Raw genomic sequence first — 19,997 nt, 5'->3', positions numbered from 1 at the left:
CACTAAAAATGCAGCGCTATGCGGGGATGGCGTAAGAAGGATTAACCTAAGAGTGCTAACTAATGAATTGAGTAGAGATAAACAACGAGTATTTAGCAACATAGCGAATAACGAGTCGCAAAGAATTAGCGGGTATTTTGCTTAATAGATTCGTCTAGCAACTGTTGGTTGTCTACGCGCTGTTGGCGACGTTCATCATCGATATGCTGATTAATTAATCGTTCACACTGCTTTTGTTGGTCATGCTGGCTTAAAGGATCAGTCGCTTTATCTGTTTGTGCCTGGCATAGCATGCTACTGCAACCGCTTAACAGCATACTCACGGCCACAACCAATACAAGGTAATTTATCTGTGATGTTGCCAAATACGGCCACCTTATTTTCTCATCATTAATATTGTTGCTCACTCAGAAAAAACCAGCCCGAAGGCTGGTTAATAATATGCTAATCAATCACGATTACCCAGTAATGCGTAACTCATCGACAACCTTTTTCACGTCGTCGGTATTTTTAGCAATAGTTAAGGCTAAATCGCGTTCTGCATCACTCGATACCGTGCCTTCTAATGTCACTACGCCATTTTCAACGTCAACATCAATCTCGGTACCCGATATGTCAGTTGAAAATAATAAGCGAGTTTTCACCACGGTAGCCACTTTTGAGTCGGTTAAGGTATCGGCTAACGTTTCGCTGTCATGATCTTTATCATGATGCTGCTTCATCACGGTTAATTCATTATTAACCTCGTTAACACCATCGACACTTTTTACTAATTCTGCAGCCAGCGCTTTATCAACACTGCTGTTTACTTTACCGGTTAAGGTTACATTACCGTCTATTACGTCGGTATTAATATCAAAAGAGTTAAGGTTAGTGTTTAACAGTAACGTGGTTTCAGCCTTACCATCAATCCATGCGTCTTTTGCATCATCCTGCCAATCTTGAGCTGCATTTGCAGTGAATGCCATTGAACCAAGAACGATGCTTGTTAATACTGATAATGTAGTCTTTTTCATAAAGATATTCTCCATTGTTAGTGTTAATGCTGTTTTACATATTAGGTAATGCGCAAACTGTGCCAACTATCATAAACCACTGTTTTAAAACTACTTGTTATTTTATCTGCTAAAATACTGTTGATAATAGTGAAGCCATATCGGACTTTTTTACCGACCTTATGTAATATTTTCAGGGCGATTGATTAGACTCGTTAAACTGCAAATTTTTCATACTGTCACAGCTTATTTGCAAAGATGCGATACCCTCAGCTAATTGTCGGGTCACTTGTTGACTATTGGCACGCTTGGCAGCAAGTTTCAGTCGATTTAACACATATTGCTCTGCAGTAACTAGTACATTAATGGCTTTCGCCAAACGCTTTTGCTCAATGGCTTTTTCTGCTTCTGCATAAAAAGGGCTCAACGACGGCCTTAAGGTATCGATACTCTCAATCGTTTGTGGATATCGCGGCTCAACTAACTTAAACAATGCTGTTAGTCGGTTTAAGATACCTTTTCTGATCTCTGCCATATGGCCAAAAATACGCTTGATATTATAATCATCTGCCCCTTTCGTGGCCTGAGCATAAAATTGCTGCCCAGCTTGGCATAAATCGATTGCTTCATTGAGTAACCACAAATCTGCACCGTCATACATCCCCTCATTAGATCGCTTTCTATTCAACGTCATATCTCCTTATCAACTGTTAATGATTATCGTTAACATGCATGATGACTTGCTAATAAATGTAAAATTGAGTCATTATGATGTCTTGCATAATTCATGCACATTGACAAAGTTTAATTAACCTACTGATTTTAAATTGTTATGCTAATAAACAAGTCTCGGAGCAAACGCCGAATAGGAAAAAATTACCACCTTTGATTGTCAAACTTACACCATTGACTGACATTGAGTATTAATAGACAGGGAGTAATATCGGCATGGGTCGTCCAGTACTTTTTTACCATATGCGCCAGCCGCAAACACAAACTCAGCTCTTACAAGTTCCGGGTTGTAAACATTTCAATAAGATAGCCAGCAGCATAGAGCAATCTTGGTTGGCACAACTTGAAGATAATGCCGTGGATGTGGCCATTATCGAACTCGCTAACCTAAGCCAGCAAGACTATGTCGATATTGCCAATAGTGAATTAATGGCAGATATCGAATTCATCTTTTTAAGTGAAGGCAAACCAAACCCCAACCTAGACAAGCTAATGGCGACAGGAGCGGGTTATCATTTTCGTCAGCCTTACGATATGACGTTGATTGACGATACCTTAGAAGATTTTGCCCAAGACTTAGTGACTAAGTCGGCTAAAAAACACCAGCCCTTCTCAAGCGAGCTTGATCAATATGGTTTATTAGTGGGTTCATCGCGAGCTATGCATAAGTTGTATAGAACTACGCGTAAGGTTGCGGTAACCGACAGTAACGTATTGATTATTGGAGAAAGCGGAGCTGGCAAAGAGTTAGTCGCAAATACAATTCACTTAGCGAGTAACCGAGTTAACGAGCCTTTTATTGCCATTAACTGCGGCGCATTAAGCCCAGAGTTAGTTGACAGTGAATTATTTGGCCACGTTAAAGGTGCCTTTACTGGCGCTCACCGAGATCATTCTGGCGTGTTTGAACAAGCTGAAGGTGGCACACTATTTTTAGACGAAGTCACTGAAATGCCACTTGAGCATCAGGTTAAATTGTTGCGGGTACTCGAAAATAATGAGTATCGACAAGTCGGCAGTCCTAATGTTAAAAAAGCCAATGTGCGTATTGTGGCGGCCACCAACCGCGCCCCAGCCAAGGCCATTGAACACGGTCATTTTCGTGAAGATTTGTATTTCCGCTTAGCCCACTTTCCTATTTACGTACCGCCGTTGCGAGACAGAGGCAACGACATCAGCGGACTCGCACAACACTTTTTGGCCTACCGCAATGCTGCAGAAAAACTCAGTAAAGCCTTTACTGATGATGCTTTAGCCCTTATTCAACAACAAAAGTGGCCTGGTAATGTGCGAGAGTTAAAGCATGCAATCGAGCGCGCTTACATTCTTGCCGACAATATTATTGATGTAAACCATATCAATATTACCCCGTTAGAGCAGTCGGCCGAGTCAGTTGAAGACGATGTACAAATCCCCGCTGGCATGCGTTTAGATGAACTTGAAAAAGTGGCAATCTATCAAGCGTTAGACCAAACCGCCGGCAATAAAAATGACACCGCGAAGCAGCTCGGTATTAGTGTCAAAACCTTGTACAACAAACTGAGCAAATACGAAGATCAAACCAGCTCAGAAGATTAAGAAACTCATCATCCCAGAAGTGATTCTGAGTTGGAATCCACTAATCTAGCCATCCCGGCAATGCTTTTGAGCCGGGATCCAGGTGTTAGCTTTGTACTTATTGCCTGCGGCCACTAACGTCGTGGCGCTTCACCCCACACCAGATTAAGATCGCAAGGTTCCACCCTGCACGGGCCAAGAGGGGATCAACAGCAATCCCCTCTTGGATCACCCCTGCCGTTCCGGCAACATTTTCGCTTTTTTAACCAAACAACAGCAGCGAAAAAATTGCGACGGAAAATTATCCAGCTTTTGACCGCGTTTGTAGCCTGCTTCGGCCTTATTCGAAAATGCTAACGCTTCAGATGGGGCGTCCCTTCCCCTCTAAAGCTAGCTGGCCGTCCATGGCCAGCTCACGTCATTTTCTTCAACGGCCTCAAGTTCAGAGTTGAATTTTGGCTGTTGCAAGCAATATACGTAACTCATTTATGCCCCGAAGTGTGTTTCGACCGCTATTTGTCACAGAGTATTGTTTAAAGTTTGACTTACTTTTTATTATCAAAAATACATCTAGTGATTTGACCAAATTTGCTGATTTACCAACACACCCATCCCCTCTACATATAAGAGGATGGGTGGCTTATAAACCCATGCTAAACCTGCATAGCCAATAGATGACAGTATCGGGCTAAATTAACCAGAAAATACTTCCTTCAAGTGTGCTTTATACCTTTCAAAGTCGCTTTCGATCTGAGGGTTTTTCATGACATCATTACACATAAAGGTACTCAAAGGAGACATTCCCAAAAATTGATGGGCTTTGTGTAATGGTAAGTACACACCATCAACGCCGACTCCTTCAAAAAACTGAGAAGGATCAGTAAACGCATCTTGTGGAGCATTCCATGTGACCGAAAGCATATACTTTTTGCCTTGAATCAACCCTCCTGAACCATAATGTTTGTTTCTATCACCTCTTGTTCTCCCATCACTTTGATACAAACGACCGTGACCAAGGGTAAAAACACCATCAATATACTTTTTAACAATCCATGGTGTTCCCATCCACCATGCTGGATTTTGATGGATAACGACATCTGACCATAACCATTTCTCGATTTCAGTTTCTATGTCGTAACCATTGTCTATCTCAGTAACTTTGACGTTATGGTTCAACTCGGTCAAATAGCTTTCAGCGACTTCTACTAAGCTATTGTTGAGTGCTCCTGCGGAGTGAGCAAATTTTTTGCCACCGTTGACGATCAATACATTGCTCATTTTAGTCGTCCCACTTTGGTGCAAGACCATCAGGGTTCACTTGACGCCCATTGCGTTCAAGGCCATCGATCAAATCCATGTCTTCAAGCGTTAGTCGGAGTTGCTGTGCTTGCAGGTTGCTGATGAGGTTTTCGCGTTTGGTTGACGAAGGGATCACGGCAAATTCCTTGGCAAGTGCCCACGCCAACACGACTTGCGCTGGTGTCGCTTTGTACTTACCTGCAATATCAATAATCAAAGGTTCCTTTAAAACTTCACCATAGGCTAATGTCATGTAAGAGGTTACTTGTATACCGTTTTCTTGCATATATGAGACTAATTTTGGGTTTTGTAAGTACGGGCTTAGCTCAATTTGGTTTGTAGCAATATTTTCTTTGCCTACTGCATCGAAGGCTTTGTGTAACAACTCAATATTGAAATTTGACACCCCAATGTCTTTAGTTAATCCAAGGGATTTTGCCTCTAGCAGAGCCTGCATGTACTCGTCTATATTTTCATTCTCACCGGGCCAGTGAATGAGTGTTAAATCCACATAGTCCGTTTTCAGCTTCTCTAGACTTTCCTTGAGGCTTGGGATGAGTTCAGCGTTAGACATATTGTCTACCCAGATTTTGGTTGTGATGTACAACTCTTCTCTGGGTATGCCTGACTCCACTAATGCTTCTCCAATGCTCGCTTCATTACCATAGATTTGAGCAGTATCAATTACGCGATAGCCAACTTCTAATGCGTTTAAGACTGAATTTTTTACCACTTCGCCCTCTAAGCGAAAAGTGCCTACACCAAACGAAGGTACTGTCATAACGTCTCCAAAATATTTATGTTGCTGTTGCTGTTAACTTTACTTGGTATAACTAATTCTTTAAAGTTAACATTAATCAATTTTGAATTTACAAAAGGTAACGGATGAAATCGACGTTGGATGAGATGAAGGCGCTAGTCGCTGTCGTAGATACTGGAACTGTGCGAGGAGCGTCAGAAGTTCTTTCCATTACACCAGCAGCAGTGAGCAGAACTATTTCAAGGCTAGAAACAAAACTAGAAACTACGTTATTGAGCCGAACTACACGTAGAATGAGTGTTACGTCGGAAGGAAGGGTTTACCTAAAAAGAGTTCGAAGAATACTCGAAGAAGTTGATTTGGCTGAGGATCAATTGAGAGTCCAAAAAGATAAGCCTTCTGGTCTTTTACGAATTAATGCAGCAACGCCCTTCGCAATTCATGGACTTACTTCTTGTATTTCCCATTACCAAGCGCTTTACCCTGAAGTTGAAATCGAACTCAATACAAGCGAAGAAAATATCGATTTAGTCGGGAAACATACGGATATCGCTATCCGCATTGGTCAACTCAAAGATTCATCATTGAGAGCGGTATTTATCGGTAGCAGCAGAATACGCATTCTTGCCAGTCCTGAGTATCTGAAAGAATTTGGCACACCAAGTCGTATCGATGACCTATCCAGCCATAGACTATTGGGATTTAGTAAGCCTGAAATTCTGAAAAATTGGCCTCTCATAGATGAAAGCGATAAGATCTATAAAGCAACGAGTAGCTTACTGGCAGATAATGGTGAAGTAATTCGGCATTTAGCGTTAAGTGGAGCAGGTATAGCATGCTTATCTGACTTTATGACATATAGAGATAGAAAAAATGGCAGTTTGGTAGAACTGTTCAAGGGGGCATCTCTCAGAATTGATCAACCTATTCATGCTATTTATTACAAAAACTCAGTAACATCTCTTCGAATTTCATCATTTATCGAGTTTCTCAAAAGGCATCTTAGCATTGAGAATAATGAGTTCATATAGCTGTTCTTTAGCACCAAAACTACACATTAGATTACGTTATTTTTCATATTTGTAGTTATTCATGAATTGCTAATTTAGCAAAATCACTGACTCAGAAATGTCCATAAATGAGTTAGATTCCTCGATTGAAAAACCTAAATTCAACTCTGAACTTGAGGCCGTTGAAGAAAATGACGTGAGCTGACCATGGACGGCCAGCTAGCTTTAGAGGGGAAGGGACGTCCCATCTGAAGCGTTAGCATTTTCGAATAAGGCCGAAGAACACCGAAACGAAGTTAAAAGCTGGATCTGACCACGTCGCGAAATTATCGCTTTTCAGATAATTTTGATGTGGCGGCTGGGAGTTCCAAGAGGGAACAGCCGTTGGTTTCCTCTTGGTCTGGTGTAGGCGAAGCGCCACGACGTTAGTGGCCGCAGGCCATAAGCAAAATAAAAACAAACACCTGGATCCCGGCTCAAAAGCATTGCCGGGAAGACAAATTTAAACTAACCGCCCCATATAGATATACTTGAATCAAAGTAACGTTTATTCACCCTGTCGTGGGCGAAGCATCACGACCTTAATGGCCGCAGGCCAGAATTAAATTACCCCAGCAGAACCACCACACAAACTAGTTTAACATTTAAAACAAATTCAACAATTTAAACCATGACACCAAAGACTTTTAATCTATGCTTTTAGCTTACCTTCAGACAACAAAGAGGCTAAATCGAAGAGAGATAATGACAGGTGCAGATGAGTCAGCGAGTATCTAAAACATGGATGTTTTGGTTAAGCCCACATGGATGTGCTTGCGGCGTCTCGCTTAATCATCTGCACGGAGCCTGCGGCAGGCAATTAATACCGATGAATCATTGGTATAGATTAAGCTGACTCAATACTAATTAGGCCAGACTATTCGAGCCCTTAAAAAAGAATCACCCCTGTGGAATCATCACAGACAACGACTTAGGTTTAACCTCAATACGCATATCATCAGCCTCAAACAGCTCACCATCAATCACGTACTTAAACTGAGTATCCGTTGTTAAATAGATTTTTTTGGCCTGCTGATGATGAATCGCACTCGTTTCCGCTTGTTGATCGCGACGGCCTGTTAACCCAGCAAACAATAACTCGGTCATACTGAGTAATTGCTGCGGCGAAGTGTCACTTGCCTCAATCCAGGTGATGTCTAGCAGACCATCATTAATAATAGGCTCACCATTACCCTGTGCTAACACGCTGGAAAATGGCGCGGCATTAGCAACAACCAAACTGGTGGTATCGATAGTGTGGGTTTCACCATCATCAAGTTGTAAGCGTATTGATAACGACTGATTTTCATCAATGGCTTCCCATAAACCATTTAAATACGCTAACTGACCCATGTCATTTTTGGTTTCACGGTCGGCTTTTTGAATCATTTTATGCTCAAAGCCTAAGCCCATCAGCAGTAACATAATGCTGTCGTTACACACCGCGGTATCAATACGTTGATGATGACCTTGAATTAAAATATCTAACGCCTGCGACACGGGTATCAATTTACTGTTAACCCCAAATAAGGTGTGGCTTAATGCATTGGTGGTGCCCATAGGGATAATGCCTAAATAAATATCGCTGTCGACTAACACCGAGGCGACCTCGTTAACTGTGCCGTCGCCGCCGCAAGCAATGATGATATCGGCACCTTGCGCTTTAGCTTGTTCGGCCAATTGCACTGCCGATTTATCTTTGGCGGTGTACAACACCTTAAGCTGAAAATAACGCGATAGGGTTTGTTTAATATGATCAGCTTCGTTGTGCCACTTACCACCGCCCGATACCGGATTAACAATTAACCAGGCTTGCTTATGGATATTAATTTGCTGTTGTTGATGCATTTTTTCAACGCCAGCTAACTGCCATTTATTTAACCTAGCAGTTTGGCGAATATCGTTAATGCTTTTAAGCACATCGCTAAACTGACGGTTTTTATCGCGGCACACTAAATACGCGGCCAACATAAGCACTGAGCGGCCTCGACCTAAGGCACAATGCACTACCACATTGTTGCCTTTACGCACCTGATTATGTAACCAGTTTACTGCTTGATTTACTTGGGCAATCGTTGGCACGTTATGGTCTAACACCGGAATATTTAAATACTCGATATTCTCATCGACTAAGGTCCATTCAAGTGCATCAAACTCAGCGGTAACATCTAAGATAGCACCTATTTTTTCACGTTTTAGTTGCTCAACATCGCTTGGAAACAAGCGACACGCTAAATACAGTTGCTTGTCTATTTGTTGGATAGCAGGCACTTTGTCGTGCTTTCGAGCCCATGAGTTGTACGCCTGACTGCCCATTAAAAAAGGCACAAAACTCCAGCTGATATACCAAGGAATACTGCCGTCTTGGCTTTTACGAAAAATCCCTGCGCTATTAAACCAATAGGCAGAACTGACTAAAGCTAATGACAATGCCACCCAGCCAAACACCACTTGCAGCACTACATAAGGTAATGCGATGCATAAGCACAACGCGATAAAAGTACCAAAAGTGTAATAATATTTAATGTGGATTTGGGTCGGCATAATCTGTCCTCCTAAAATGAAATAACAAAAGCGGTACTCATGCCTAATGCATGAGTACCGTTATATTATTAGCAGTCTGGATCTTCAGCTTTCATGCCTTCTTTTACATCTTCACAAGCATCCTCAACTGCATTACCAGCATCTTGAATCATCTCATCGACCTTCTCACCAGCATTTTCGGCTTTATTGTCTGAACATGCTGACAAACCAGCTGTTAACAACACCATAAAACTCGCCATTGTGATTAATTTTAATAATTTCATAATTCATCTCCTTGATGATGGTAAAGATTTAATTGCTGATAAATTTTTCAACCAGCTATATTAAGATAAGCTGAATTAACAAATTAGCTATGTTTATTATTTAGAAAACTTTATCGAGGCGATTTACCACGCAGTGCATTCGACACTAGCGAAATCAGTAACAACACAACAAAGATAAAGAAAATAATTTTTGCGATACCTGCTGCTGCACCAGCAATACCACTAAAACCTAATAGACCTGCAATAACGGCTATTACTAAAAACATTAATGTCCAGCCCAACATAAAACCTCCTTGGTACATGTTTCACTTTATGATGTCGGTTAAATTAATGATGATAAGGATGACAATATGTTGCTCCTTTACATTAATTTGCCGCATCACGACTATGTATTAGTTAAAGCCAGCATTGTGCCAACTTTTCAAAAGTACAATAAGACAATGATTTATAAGTTTTTTAAATTAAAGGTGAGAAAGCTAATGATGAGAAAGCCACAAACAAGCAGGCAATTTTTACCGACGATTCGGTAAGAGTTTCAGGCTATCATGATTAGATCGCCAAATATCGATAAGTGAACAATAATGCATCTAACAGAACACTCGCATTTACTGTTTATCGGGCAATTTAAACGAAATGAATGCTGCTAAGGTAATAAAAAAACACGATATCCATAAGCAGGCTTCTAAACCATAAGCCTGATAAACCCAACCAGACAGTACCGTACCGATTAACCTCCCCATGGCATTGGCCATATAGTAAAAGCCCACATCGAGGGACACGCCATCACGACCAGCATAACTAACAATTAAATAGCTATGTAATGATGAGTTAATCGCAAATACCGCACCAAATACGAGTAAACCGACTACAACACTTTCTAACACATAGAAATCAGCATGCAATGCCACAGCTATCGCGGCGGGAGTCAGTAGTAAGTAAGTTGCCCATAAAAAGGCCGAGCGCCCTGTTGGCACCTTACCTTGTTTTTTGCCGGTAAAATACGGCGCAAAAGATTGTACAATACCGTAGCCAATCACCCAGCTCGCCATAAAGCCGCCGACCCACCAATGATCCCAACCAAAAGTGGTGGCTAAAAAGACCGGTAATGCCACCACAAACCACACGTCGCGGGCACCAAATAAAAACATCCGCGCCGCCGACAGTAGATTAATCGCCTGACTTTTAGAAAAAATATCTTTGAATTTAGGTTTATTTTTCGCTTTGCCTAAGTCATCTTTTAAGGTCAATAAACTAAATAGCCATACAATGCCTAATAGTGAAGCCATTAATATAATGGCGCCTCTAAATCCTAAGCTTGTAAGCAATACGCCACCTAAAAAGAAACCAATCCCTTTTAAGGCATTTTTAGAGCCCGTTAACAACGCAACCCATTGATAAAGTTTGCCTTCAGCATCTGCTGGCACTAGAGTTTTAATGGCACTTTTAGCGCTCATTTTATTTAAGTCTTTAGCGATACCCGACAAGGCCTGTGCCGCCATCACATAAACCACGCTCAACATATCGGTGGATACGGTAAGCATGGCAAGGGCAACAATTTGCAACCCAAGGCCGATGTTCATGGTGTTATTTAACCCTAGCCTTGCGCCTAACCAACCGCCAACTAGATTTGTTACCACGCCAAAGATTTCATAAAACAAAAACAACATGGCAATGTTAAGCGGGCTGTAACCAAGCTGATGAAAGTACAACACCACCAGCATCCGCAATGCGCCGTCGGTTAAGGTAAACGCCCAATAATTACCGGTAATGATCAGGTATTGTTTAATTTGTGGCGGCAATGCGCTCAGTGATAACAGCCCCATGCTGGGTTATTCCTTATCTGCTAGGCCAACTTTGCGGGCAAGCTCAGCGGTGCGGTTAGCGTATCCCCACTCATTGTCGTACCACACATATAGCTTCACTTGAGTGTCGTTAACCACCATGGTCGACAAGGCATCAATAATGCTTGAGCGCGGATCAGTTTTATAATCCACTGACACAAGCGGACGTTCTTCATAGCCCATAATGCCTTTTAGCTCAGTGTCTGCGGCTTGTTTAAGCAGTTGATTCACCTCTTCTACTGTGGTGCCTCGCGCCACTTCAAACACGCAGTCGGTAATTGAAGCATTGGCTAACGGTACACGTATCGCATGGCCATTTAACTTGCCTTTGAGCTCAGGGAAAATATGGGTAATGGCGGTAGCTGAGCCCGTTGTGGTGGGGATTAAACTAATGCCACAAGCACGTGCACGACGTAAGTCTTTGTGCGGTGCATCTAAAATAGTTTGAGTGTTAGTGATGTCGTGGATTGTGGTCATCGAACCATGTTTAATGCCGATTTTTTCGTGGATCACTTTTACCACTGGCGCTAAACAGTTGGTGGTACATGATGCCGCGGTCACAATCGGGTGGATCGCTTTATCATACAGGCCATCGTTCACGCCCATCACAATATTGAGCACGCCCTCTTCTTTAACCGGTGCGGTGACCACTACGCGTTTAACGCCTTGATCTAAATAAGCTTGCAACAAAGCCTTGGTTTTAATTTTGCCCGACGCTTCAATCACCACATCGCACTTAGACCAATCAGTATCTTGAGTGGCTTTGTTTTGCGTACATGGAATGGCTTTGCCGTTAATGATAATTGCATCGCCTTGATGGGTCGCCTCGTGATGCCAGCGCCCATGCACAGAGTCAAAGGTCATTAAGTGGGCTAACGTTGCCGCATCACCAGCGGGATCGTTAATGTGGACGATTTCCACGTCCTCCCAATCGTACGCTGCGCGCATTGATAAACGTCCCATACGGCCAAAGCCGTTAATACCTATTTTAATCGTCATAATATTGCCCTAAATTGTGTTATTTGGCTTATTAACCAGCAGCCTTTAATTAGTCGTCTTTTATCTGTAGTCTTTAATTAACAAGCTCAAAGAGTAAACCCATCAAAATATTCGCGCTGTACAGGGTGCGCTAATGCTTTTGGCCTTAGTGCTTGTACCGCACTCACTACCTTGTCTTTTGGCCAACCTAAGCTGGCAAGAATTAATCCAATTACTAACCCAGTGCGCCCTGATCCGCCTTTGCAGTGCACGGCAATCGTGCCCTGGTTATTCATCAAATTTAAGATTTGCGCTTTATGTTTCAGCCAGCTTGCTTCAAATTCGGCGCCCGGTGCGGCGTCATCCAAAATGGGTAATTGCACCCAGGTAATTTGCTGAGCTGCACATTGCGCGGCTAAATCACTGGCATTATTACGGGCCATTTCTTCGTCAAACATCAGGGTCAGTAACATTTGAGTACCAGCGACTTTTAACGTACTGAGCGACTCAGCCAATGCTTGCTCTTTCGTGCCTGGGCACGGGGTAAAAATCAATTTAGCGCCATTGTCATTGAATGGGTCTATTGGCAAAATATCAAACGGATGTGGTGGCATTATTAACTCCAAAAATCGGCTAATTGGCTAACAGATATAGGTAAAAATCCGTAAAAACCTAACGGCAGAAACTGACTTTATCAGGGCGATTCTTCATATTGTCTAGGCGCTGAAGGTACGGCAAAATGAGTGCAATGTTATTTTCAGTTGTTTGCGCAATAACCGACTTTACCCATAACGGTAATGCTGGGTTAATGCGGTAAAACACCCATTGGCCATGTTTTCGGTCGCTAAGTATGTTGGCTTTTTTCAGTAAGGCTAAATTGCGCGACACTTTAGGTTGGCTATCTTCATCCAGCGCTTGCATTAACTCACAAACACACAGCTCACCATGATAATGGGTCAACATTAAGGTTTTTAAGCGGATATCGTCTGTTAAGCATTTATAAAACGCGATGGGGTCTACATTGATGAGTGCTTGTTCGTCTTCGGCTGTAGCTTCAACAGCTGCTGCAAACGCCTTAAGTTCCACCAGCAAAAACATCGATAAGCGATTGTTAAGCTCTGTCAGAGTGCTGGAGAAAGGATGGTTGCCCGAACGGGTTTTAGGATCGGGGAAATCCCAGGCAAGCTGTTTGCCGGCACCGGGGAAACTGCGGCATTCGCTATTAGCTTTATCGCAAAGCGTAATCACGTAGTCGAACTCTTTCCCTGCAAAAGTTTGTACGTTTTTAGACTTTAAATGACTCGCGTCGACACCAAACTTTTGGATTGCGTCAATCGCTCTGGCGTCTATGTCCTCTGGCTGGGTACCCGCACTAAATACATCAAATTGCTCGGCGGCTTTACTTCTCAATAACGCCTCAGCCATTTGTGAACGGGCAGAGTTACCGGTACACAAAAACAATACACTTTTCTTTTTCATAGATAATCGGCTCAGCTGAATTCTTAAAAACATTGTATATATGATTATTTACATATACAAGACTAAGGTAATAAAAAAGCCTATTCAGGGTATTGAATAGGCTTATGCCAGTATTTAACGTTAGTGTTTATCTAACCAATTTAAAGCTAAAGGCCATAAGATTTGTGATTTACTGCTAAAAAATTTCATATGACCGATTTCTGATAATCCATGTTCACTTGGCGTTATGGTTAAGGTTTGACCATTAAGCATAGGGAACACCGACATCATGTCGACTACGTTGGCATTATTGGCTATATCATCATCCACCGCACACCCACAATGACGGTAAAGTCAGTTCGTTATAACAATGTTGATGCACAGTTTTACCAAAAGCTGTTTTAACATAACCTTGGCCGTTACACCATTGCTGCCATTGTTTGGCAACACTCTTTGGCAGTGGCTCTCCCATACCCAGCCACTGAGACTTAGTATGCCCAAACATCGCATTACTTAACGGGATAAAAAAGTTCATAAAAAAATGCGCTTGAATCAAATATGACAACTTCATATTTGTTAACTGACCTGAAGAACATGCAAAATTGAACATTGAACTAATGGCCATTGCATTATGCATTAATCCTATTAGTTGGCCACCAGCACTGTGCCCCACCAAATGGTATTTCGTTTGCGGAAATTCCTGTTGTAAACAATCCAGCACCGCTGGCATGTCTTTTTCGCCCCAACGCTGTAACGATGCAGAATTTTGGGTAACTGGCCCGATTGATGAGCCACCAATACCTCGGTTATCAAACGTAATAACGCCATAACCATTGTTGGCAAGGTAGTTGGCAAAATTAGCATAAAACTGTCTTTTAATTCCTGTAGCAGGCGCAATCATCACCGCACCTTTCGCAGTAATGGTGGGCTAATAAGCTGTGGCAGCAAGAGATTCACCATCGCTGCACGTTATTGTTATTTGCTTTACATTTTGCAGATTCATAGTTTCAGCCAAGCCTATTAGATTTAAATAAATGTGATTCACATGCTAAATTCAGGCAATAGAGTGGTTCATCTAGACCAAACTAACATAAAATTAATATGACAATGAACATTAGCTCTGTGGCTAAAAAATTTTGCTTTAGTGAACGAAACTTGAATCGTTGCTCAGTGTTGGCAGCAAGCATATCCCAAAAGAAGTAAGGATCGACATGGCAAATACATTACTGATATCTACCAACATAAGCATCAAAACCATTTCATAATATGTGGGCTTTGAAAGTGACCGCTTTTTCAAGCGGCTATTTAACGCCAATACGAGTGTCACATTAGCGAAATGGATCATCAGTTCCCATCAACCAACTCACTAATAAAGTTGAAGGGTAAAGCATTAAAGTGTATCCAGTCACGTCACAATTAAACCATTTCCGGAGGTAAGGGTTTACTATACAAATAACCTTGCAAATTAGTACATCCCATAGCCTTAAGTAAATCATGCTGCTCTATGTACTCGACACCTTCTGCAATGGTACTGAGCTCTAAATTAAGTGCTAACTGCACGATTGTGCGAGCGATAGCGGCATCTTTTTGATTATTCACTATTTCGTCTATAAACGACTTATCAATTTTTAATGTATCAATAGGGAAACTCTTTAAGTAGTTTAATGAAGAGTAGCCAGTTCCAAAATCATCAATAGCTAACTTCACACCTAACTCTTTGAGCTTAAAAAGCAAAGCAATCGCCTCATCAACGTTGCTGATGATGGCCGATTCTGTAATTTCAAGCTCAAGTAGATTTGGTGGTAAACCTGTTTCAGTCAGAGCGCTTTTAACGTGGTCTAAAATATTGGCATGGTTGAATTGCAATGCAGATAGATTGACCGCCATGCGCTGAAAATTGGCATCTGCAATATGTATCTGTTTCGCTTTGCTACAAGCTTCATATAAAGCCCATTCTCCAATAGGGATAATCAAGCCGCTGCTTTCGGCAATCGCGAGAAAATCTATCGGTGCTAACAAGCCTCTTGTTGGATGGTTCCAGCGCAATAATGCTTCGTATCCAACAATGTGGTCATTTTCTGAGTCAATTTGTGGTTGGTAATAAAGTACAAACTGATCTCCTAATCTTATAGCCTCTCGAAGGTCGGCTTCAATTTTGAGCCTATCCATTAACGATTTATGCATTTCATGAGAAAAAAGTTGATAACTGTTTTTGCCGTTGTGTTTCACCTCATACATGGCAGTATCTGCATGCTGCAGCAAAATATCACCGGTTTCGCCGTCATCGGGATAAAAAGAAATACCGATGCTGGCAGAAATAAATGTTTGTTGCCCCTGAATAACAAAAGGTTTCGAAAGCGCATCAAGCACTCGCTGAGCAATAATCGCCACATTATCAAATGCTTCTAACTCACATAAAAGCAAAGTGAATTCATCGCCGCCCAAACGGGCAAGATGTTCATTTTCATATTCAACTCGGCTGCCGACACTAAGCTCATCTGAAATACGTACAGAACTTTTTATACGTGTCGCCGTTTCGCATAGCAATTCATCACCGGTTTTGTGTCCCAAGGTATCGTTTATTCTTTTGAAATGATCTAAATCAATGAATAGTAATGCTAATTTTGTTGAATGGCGCTTAGCCAAAGCAATTGCTGAGTCTAATTGCAACAGAAACTTACGTCTGTTAGGTAGATCCGTTAACGTATCGTAAAAGGCATAATAAGCGATTTCTTGCTCTGATTTTTTGCGGCTTGAAATATCATGCAAAGTGCCATTAATTCGCGGCTCACCAAAATCATAAGTGATATCAGTTCGGTCATGTAGGGTAATAACCTCACCACTGTCATGTAACACACGATATTCAATATCGTAGGCTTTCCGATGCTTTAATGCTGTTTTAACCGTTAATTTTAAAAATTCACGATCATCTGGGTGGATGATTTCTAGCATTTTAGAAAATGTAATGTCTACCTCTTGAGGTTGCATCCCCAACATACGATAAACTTCATCAGAGCAATCTAGCTTGTTGGATATAAAGTCCCACTCCCATGAACCCAAGTGGGCGATGCTCTGTGCTCTGGCAAGTTTATTTTTACTCTTAGTTAACTCTTTAATTGTTTTATTGGCTTTTAATACATAATGGATGCGGTGACTCAGCAACGGCCACTTTACCGGCTTAGTCATAAAGTCTGTCGCACCCACATCGAAGGCTTTTTGAATGTCTTGAGGTTGATCTAATGCTGTCACCATAATAATAGCGACATTATCCCCTTCGGGTAATGAACGAATCACTGAACAACATTCAAAGCCATTCATTTTGTCCATCGACACATCGAGCAATATTAAATCTGGTGAGTGTTCGGAAAAAAGCTGTATAGCCTCTTCACCACTGCTGGCCTCAATAATATTGCCAACAGAATGGTTTATTGCTCGACGCATCAAAACTCGGATGACGGGATCATCATCAACGATTAATACTACATCTTGAAGCGTATTTAACGACATTAGACAAACCTCTCTAACTTTAGCAATATTGCCTCTTTAGTTTGTTAAAACACTGGCAATAATGTGTCTGATAGATGATGCAGAGATAATAGCGATAGCTAGTATTGAAAAATTAATTTTGTTCGAATTGATGCAATATTCATTATTTTCATCGTTTAACCTCTAGTGCCAATTTCAACACTTGTGAGCTGATATCCAACCCAGAAGCCTCTAAAGTATTAATATTAAAGAACAATCGCTTATCTTGCTCCACGATTTGAATCATGCCTCCTTGAACTGCAAATCCCGAGATATCTGAAACCGTTAAAATAGGTTTATTATCAACAGCCAAAAACAAACGACAGGTTAAATCCCTAGAGTTTGCATCGATAATTACCACATCACACTACGATACAGTATGTTAAACAGTGACCTTATTTATTGGGAGTTTTAACGTTTAACATCAAGTGCTAATTTCAATACCTGTGAGCTGATAGTTAATCCTGATTTTTCTAAAACTTGCATATTAACCTTGAAAAATAACCGTTTATCTTGCTCGACAATTTCAATCATCCCGCCTTGCATTGCAAAACCAGTGATATCCGAAACTGTTAAAATAGCCTTATTATCGACAGCCAATAATAATCGATGCGTTAACTCCCTAGAGTTAGTGTCAACAAATACAACATCGCACTGGCCGACCTGGCTTATTTCGGATAACTCAATAGCTATAACAGACTGATTTCCTATCTTTTTATCAGAAAGCCCCAGAAAACTGTCATGATATTGATTTCCGAAAAAACATATTTTCCAAGCAGATGGTGGATTAAGACGCGCTTCAGGCCACTGAGTAAACTTAGCAAAGTTATAGGTTAATGCCGCCTTTAACTCGAATGCGTTCTGAGCCATAGAGGCTCGCGGAAAAAAAATTGTTCCCACGACCAATAATGAATACAGTAACTGTCGACTTGAATTTAAACTTTTCATTTTGCTACCTTAAAAGGTCAAAGTAGCTTTAATATAATAACTTGGTCCCACACGATAAGGGAGCTGGTAGTTCTCTCCTTCATACTCAAGGTGAGCAGGATGAAGTAAATTTTTTCCGAACGCCGATAACAAGACATCAGGAGTTACAGCCCAGTGCAACCCAATATCTAAACCATGGTAGCTATCAATGGTCTTAGTGCTAAGGTCATTGGTATTGATGACATAAGCGTCACCCATAAATCGCCACACTAGATTAAGATTAATATCATCAGTAATACTCCAATCCATCATTGTCGATAACATATGCTCTGGTGCATCAGTATTTTGACTTTGATTTTCACCAAACTCATTTTGAATAAAACTATAATTCAGTTTAAGTTGGAGATCATCGGTTGCAGCCCACATAGAAGAGAACTCGAATCCATAGTTATATCCATCAAGATCATTCTCAAATGTTAAGTATTGTGAAATGTAATTGGGAAACGTGCTGAAATCTGTTGTGCTGTTGAGAGCGCTGCGCAGTTGATCATAGTCGTTATAAAATATTGTTGAATCAAATGACCATTTTTTTGCCGGAGTAACACGGTAACCCAATTCATAGGAAATGATTTCTTCAGATTGATAATTCTCGTTACCAGCCACCCATATACTGACCAATGGCGACTCAACCGAAGGCGGTATGTTTTGTGCGTTAACAGAGAGATTATTTTCTACCCGCGATGGTGTTCTGATTGCACGTGCAACCGAGGCCCACAAATTATTTTTTTTATTTAATTGCCACATTAATCGAACATTCGGTTGGACCTCAAAGCCTGTGTAGTCAAAGTGTTCTACACGCGTTGCTAACGTAAGCCACAATTCATTATCTATTAACGTAATCTCATCACGAACAAATGCGCTCCATAAATTAGTTCGAGTCGATTCTGACTCACTACTTACAATAATAGTGCTTTGGTCGAAGTCATCTTGAATAAAACGGTAACCCAATCCCCAGATAATATTATGGCTTTGCCCTACAAGTAGCTGATGCTGAAAATCAATATCAAGGGTTTCACTACTAAAACCATACCAATCATCGTCTCTTTTTGCATAATCGTAATAAGTTTGCAGACTATATTGTGAGGTTGGCGATAGCGCTTTGGTTAACTTTGATAATAGATTAAAGCCATCACTGTTTACTTCGTCACTATTATATTCAAGATATGACGGACCAACTAATGTTGGATAATAGGACGTTTGCTGCATTTGAGTGCGATACCAATCACTGCTCAACATAAGGCTTGTGCCGGTCTCAAGCTCTATATCAACGCGGCCGCCAACTTGTAGGTGAGTCCAGCCGTTATCCTTATCAACACTTGCAGAAGGCCCCACAAGGTAGTCACCGAGATCTTGTGTATCATGTTCAAGAGAGTCTTTATTATGACCTTTTACATACACTCTCGATGTTGCATTGTCTGATAATGTCGAACCATAACGAAAACCTGCAAATCCTTGCTCATAATCGCCAGCCCCTATTTCAGCATAGCCACCAGAAGTATCAGCACTGTGTTTAGTAATGATATTAATGACACCGTTTACTGCATTCGCGCCCCACATAGCGGCACTCGGTCCACGAATCACTTCAATGCGCTCAATATCGGCCATCAGTGTATCTTGCACCTCCCAATAAACACCTGAAAAAACAGGAGAATAAAGGGTGCGACCATCCATCAACACCAACAGCTTATTGTTGTAGCGACCATTAAAGCCGCGGCTACTGATAGCCCATTTTTGGGAATCAATCTGTGCAACATGCAACCCTGGCACATCGCGAAGGACTTGAGGAATTGAGGTTGCCCCAGAATTACGAATATGTTCGCTTGTCACCACATAGATTGCGGCTGGTGAACTCGATAAAGGCTGCTTCTGCTTCGACACTGAAGTCACCTCAACATTCAGCAACTCTTGTAGGCTAAGATCGAAAGAGTTTGATTCATCGGCGATGGCTGCGGATGTAACAACACAAGCCAATAGCACAAAATAAGATATAATTTTCGACTTTAACATTT

The 19,997-nt window shown here is 41.4% G+C and carries 18 protein-coding genes and 1 pseudogene; 2 read left to right on the top strand and 17 right to left on the bottom strand.

Going from position 1 to position 19,997, the window contains the following annotated elements; all coding sequences use genetic code 11:
* Positions 1-125: 125 nt before the first annotated feature.
* The 3 genes from IEY40_RS16370 to IEY40_RS16360 all read right to left on the bottom strand — a co-directional run bounded on the left by IEY40_RS16370 (position 126) and on the right by IEY40_RS16360 (position 1,683).
* Positions 126-365 carry a BON domain-containing protein gene (locus tag IEY40_RS16370; protein ID WP_188958062.1) on the bottom strand — a complete coding sequence of 80 codons (240 nt, stop codon included), beginning with the start codon at positions 363-365 and terminating at the stop codon, positions 126-128.
* 93 nt (positions 366-458) lie between these two features.
* On the bottom strand, positions 459-1,016 hold the full coding sequence (locus tag IEY40_RS16365; protein ID WP_188958060.1) for a BON domain-containing protein: 558 nt from the start codon (positions 1,014-1,016) through the stop codon (positions 459-461).
* A 172-nt stretch (positions 1,017-1,188) separates the two neighbouring features.
* Positions 1,189-1,683, bottom strand: a complete 495-nt coding sequence (locus IEY40_RS16360) for a glutamyl-tRNA reductase (protein ID WP_188958059.1) — start codon at positions 1,681-1,683, stop codon at positions 1,189-1,191.
* Positions 1,684-1,943: 260 nt separating this feature from the next.
* Here IEY40_RS16360 and IEY40_RS16355 point away from each other — a divergent pair, with 260 nt between their 5' ends.
* Complete coding sequence (locus IEY40_RS16355) at positions 1,944-3,305, top strand: sigma-54 interaction domain-containing protein (protein WP_188958058.1); 1,362 nt, start codon at positions 1,944-1,946, stop codon at positions 3,303-3,305.
* 672 nt (positions 3,306-3,977) lie between these two features.
* Here IEY40_RS16355 and IEY40_RS16350 read toward each other — a convergent pair.
* Both IEY40_RS16350 and dkgB read right to left on the bottom strand, forming a co-directional pair.
* Positions 3,978-4,562: an NAD(P)H-dependent oxidoreductase gene (locus tag IEY40_RS16350; protein WP_188958057.1), complete on the bottom strand. Its 585-nt coding sequence runs from the start codon at positions 4,560-4,562 to the stop codon at positions 3,978-3,980.
* A gap of 1 nt (position 4,563) precedes the next feature.
* Positions 4,564-5,364: a 2,5-didehydrogluconate reductase DkgB gene (gene dkgB / locus IEY40_RS16345; protein WP_102484355.1), complete on the bottom strand. Its 801-nt coding sequence runs from the start codon at positions 5,362-5,364 to the stop codon at positions 4,564-4,566.
* A gap of 104 nt (positions 5,365-5,468) precedes the next feature.
* On the opposite strand from dkgB, the gene IEY40_RS16340 reads away from it, so the two are divergent.
* Entirely contained in the window at positions 5,469-6,374 is a 906-nt protein-coding gene (locus tag IEY40_RS16340) for a LysR family transcriptional regulator (RefSeq protein ID WP_188958056.1), read from the top strand.
* Between the two features lie 918 nt (positions 6,375-7,292).
* Here IEY40_RS16340 and IEY40_RS16335 read toward each other — a convergent pair.
* The 12 genes and pseudogenes from IEY40_RS16335 to IEY40_RS16280 form a co-directional block, all read right to left on the bottom strand.
* On the bottom strand, positions 7,293-8,936 hold the full coding sequence (locus IEY40_RS16335) for a diacylglycerol kinase family protein (protein WP_188958054.1): 1,644 nt from the start codon (positions 8,934-8,936) through the stop codon (positions 7,293-7,295).
* A gap of 68 nt (positions 8,937-9,004) precedes the next feature.
* Positions 9,005-9,199, bottom strand: a complete 195-nt coding sequence (locus IEY40_RS16330) for a hypothetical protein (protein ID WP_188958052.1) — start codon at positions 9,197-9,199, stop codon at positions 9,005-9,007.
* Between the two features lie 110 nt (positions 9,200-9,309).
* A complete protein-coding gene (locus IEY40_RS16325) occupies positions 9,310-9,483 on the bottom strand; it encodes a DUF1328 domain-containing protein (RefSeq protein ID WP_188958050.1) in 174 nt (57 codons plus the stop codon).
* Positions 9,484-9,804: 321 nt separating this feature from the next.
* The gene (gene arsJ, locus IEY40_RS16320) at positions 9,805-11,022 is read right to left on the bottom strand and encodes an organoarsenical effux MFS transporter ArsJ (protein ID WP_188958048.1); all 1,218 of its coding nucleotides are present in this window, start codon (positions 11,020-11,022) and stop codon (positions 9,805-9,807) included.
* A gap of 6 nt (positions 11,023-11,028) precedes the next feature.
* Positions 11,029-12,039, bottom strand: coding sequence for an ArsJ-associated glyceraldehyde-3-phosphate dehydrogenase (locus tag IEY40_RS16315; RefSeq protein WP_188958045.1), 1,011 nt, complete (start codon positions 12,037-12,039; stop codon positions 11,029-11,031).
* A gap of 86 nt (positions 12,040-12,125) precedes the next feature.
* Positions 12,126-12,632: a phosphatase domain-containing putative toxin gene (locus tag IEY40_RS16310; protein ID WP_188958044.1), complete on the bottom strand. Its 507-nt coding sequence runs from the start codon at positions 12,630-12,632 to the stop codon at positions 12,126-12,128.
* Positions 12,633-12,690: 58 nt separating this feature from the next.
* Positions 12,691-13,497: a metalloregulator ArsR/SmtB family transcription factor gene (locus tag IEY40_RS16305; protein ID WP_188958041.1), complete on the bottom strand. Its 807-nt coding sequence runs from the start codon at positions 13,495-13,497 to the stop codon at positions 12,691-12,693.
* Positions 13,498-13,617: 120 nt separating this feature from the next.
* A pseudogene (locus IEY40_RS16300) lies at positions 13,618-14,398 on the bottom strand (alpha/beta hydrolase family protein).
* A 494-nt stretch (positions 14,399-14,892) separates the two neighbouring features.
* Positions 14,893-16,983, bottom strand: coding sequence for a two-component system response regulator (locus IEY40_RS16295; protein WP_188958039.1), 2,091 nt, complete (start codon positions 16,981-16,983; stop codon positions 14,893-14,895).
* A gap of 148 nt (positions 16,984-17,131) precedes the next feature.
* Entirely contained in the window at positions 17,132-17,362 is a 231-nt protein-coding gene (locus IEY40_RS16290) for a YfiR family protein (RefSeq protein ID WP_229777139.1), read from the bottom strand.
* Between the two features lie 50 nt (positions 17,363-17,412).
* On the bottom strand, positions 17,413-17,949 hold the full coding sequence (locus IEY40_RS16285; RefSeq protein ID WP_188958037.1) for a YfiR family protein: 537 nt from the start codon (positions 17,947-17,949) through the stop codon (positions 17,413-17,415).
* Between the two features lie 9 nt (positions 17,950-17,958).
* Positions 17,959-19,995, bottom strand: coding sequence for a TonB-dependent receptor plug domain-containing protein (locus tag IEY40_RS16280; RefSeq protein WP_188958035.1), 2,037 nt, complete (start codon positions 19,993-19,995; stop codon positions 17,959-17,961).
* Positions 19,996-19,997: the final 2 nt, after the last annotated feature.

It is taken from the genome of Shewanella ulleungensis (genome assembly GCF_014648315.1).
Taxonomy (GTDB): Bacteria; Pseudomonadota; Gammaproteobacteria; order Enterobacterales; family Shewanellaceae; genus Shewanella; species Shewanella ulleungensis.
The sequence above is the reverse complement of the archived record's forward strand: the minus strand, read 5'-3'. Positions and strand labels throughout refer to the sequence as shown.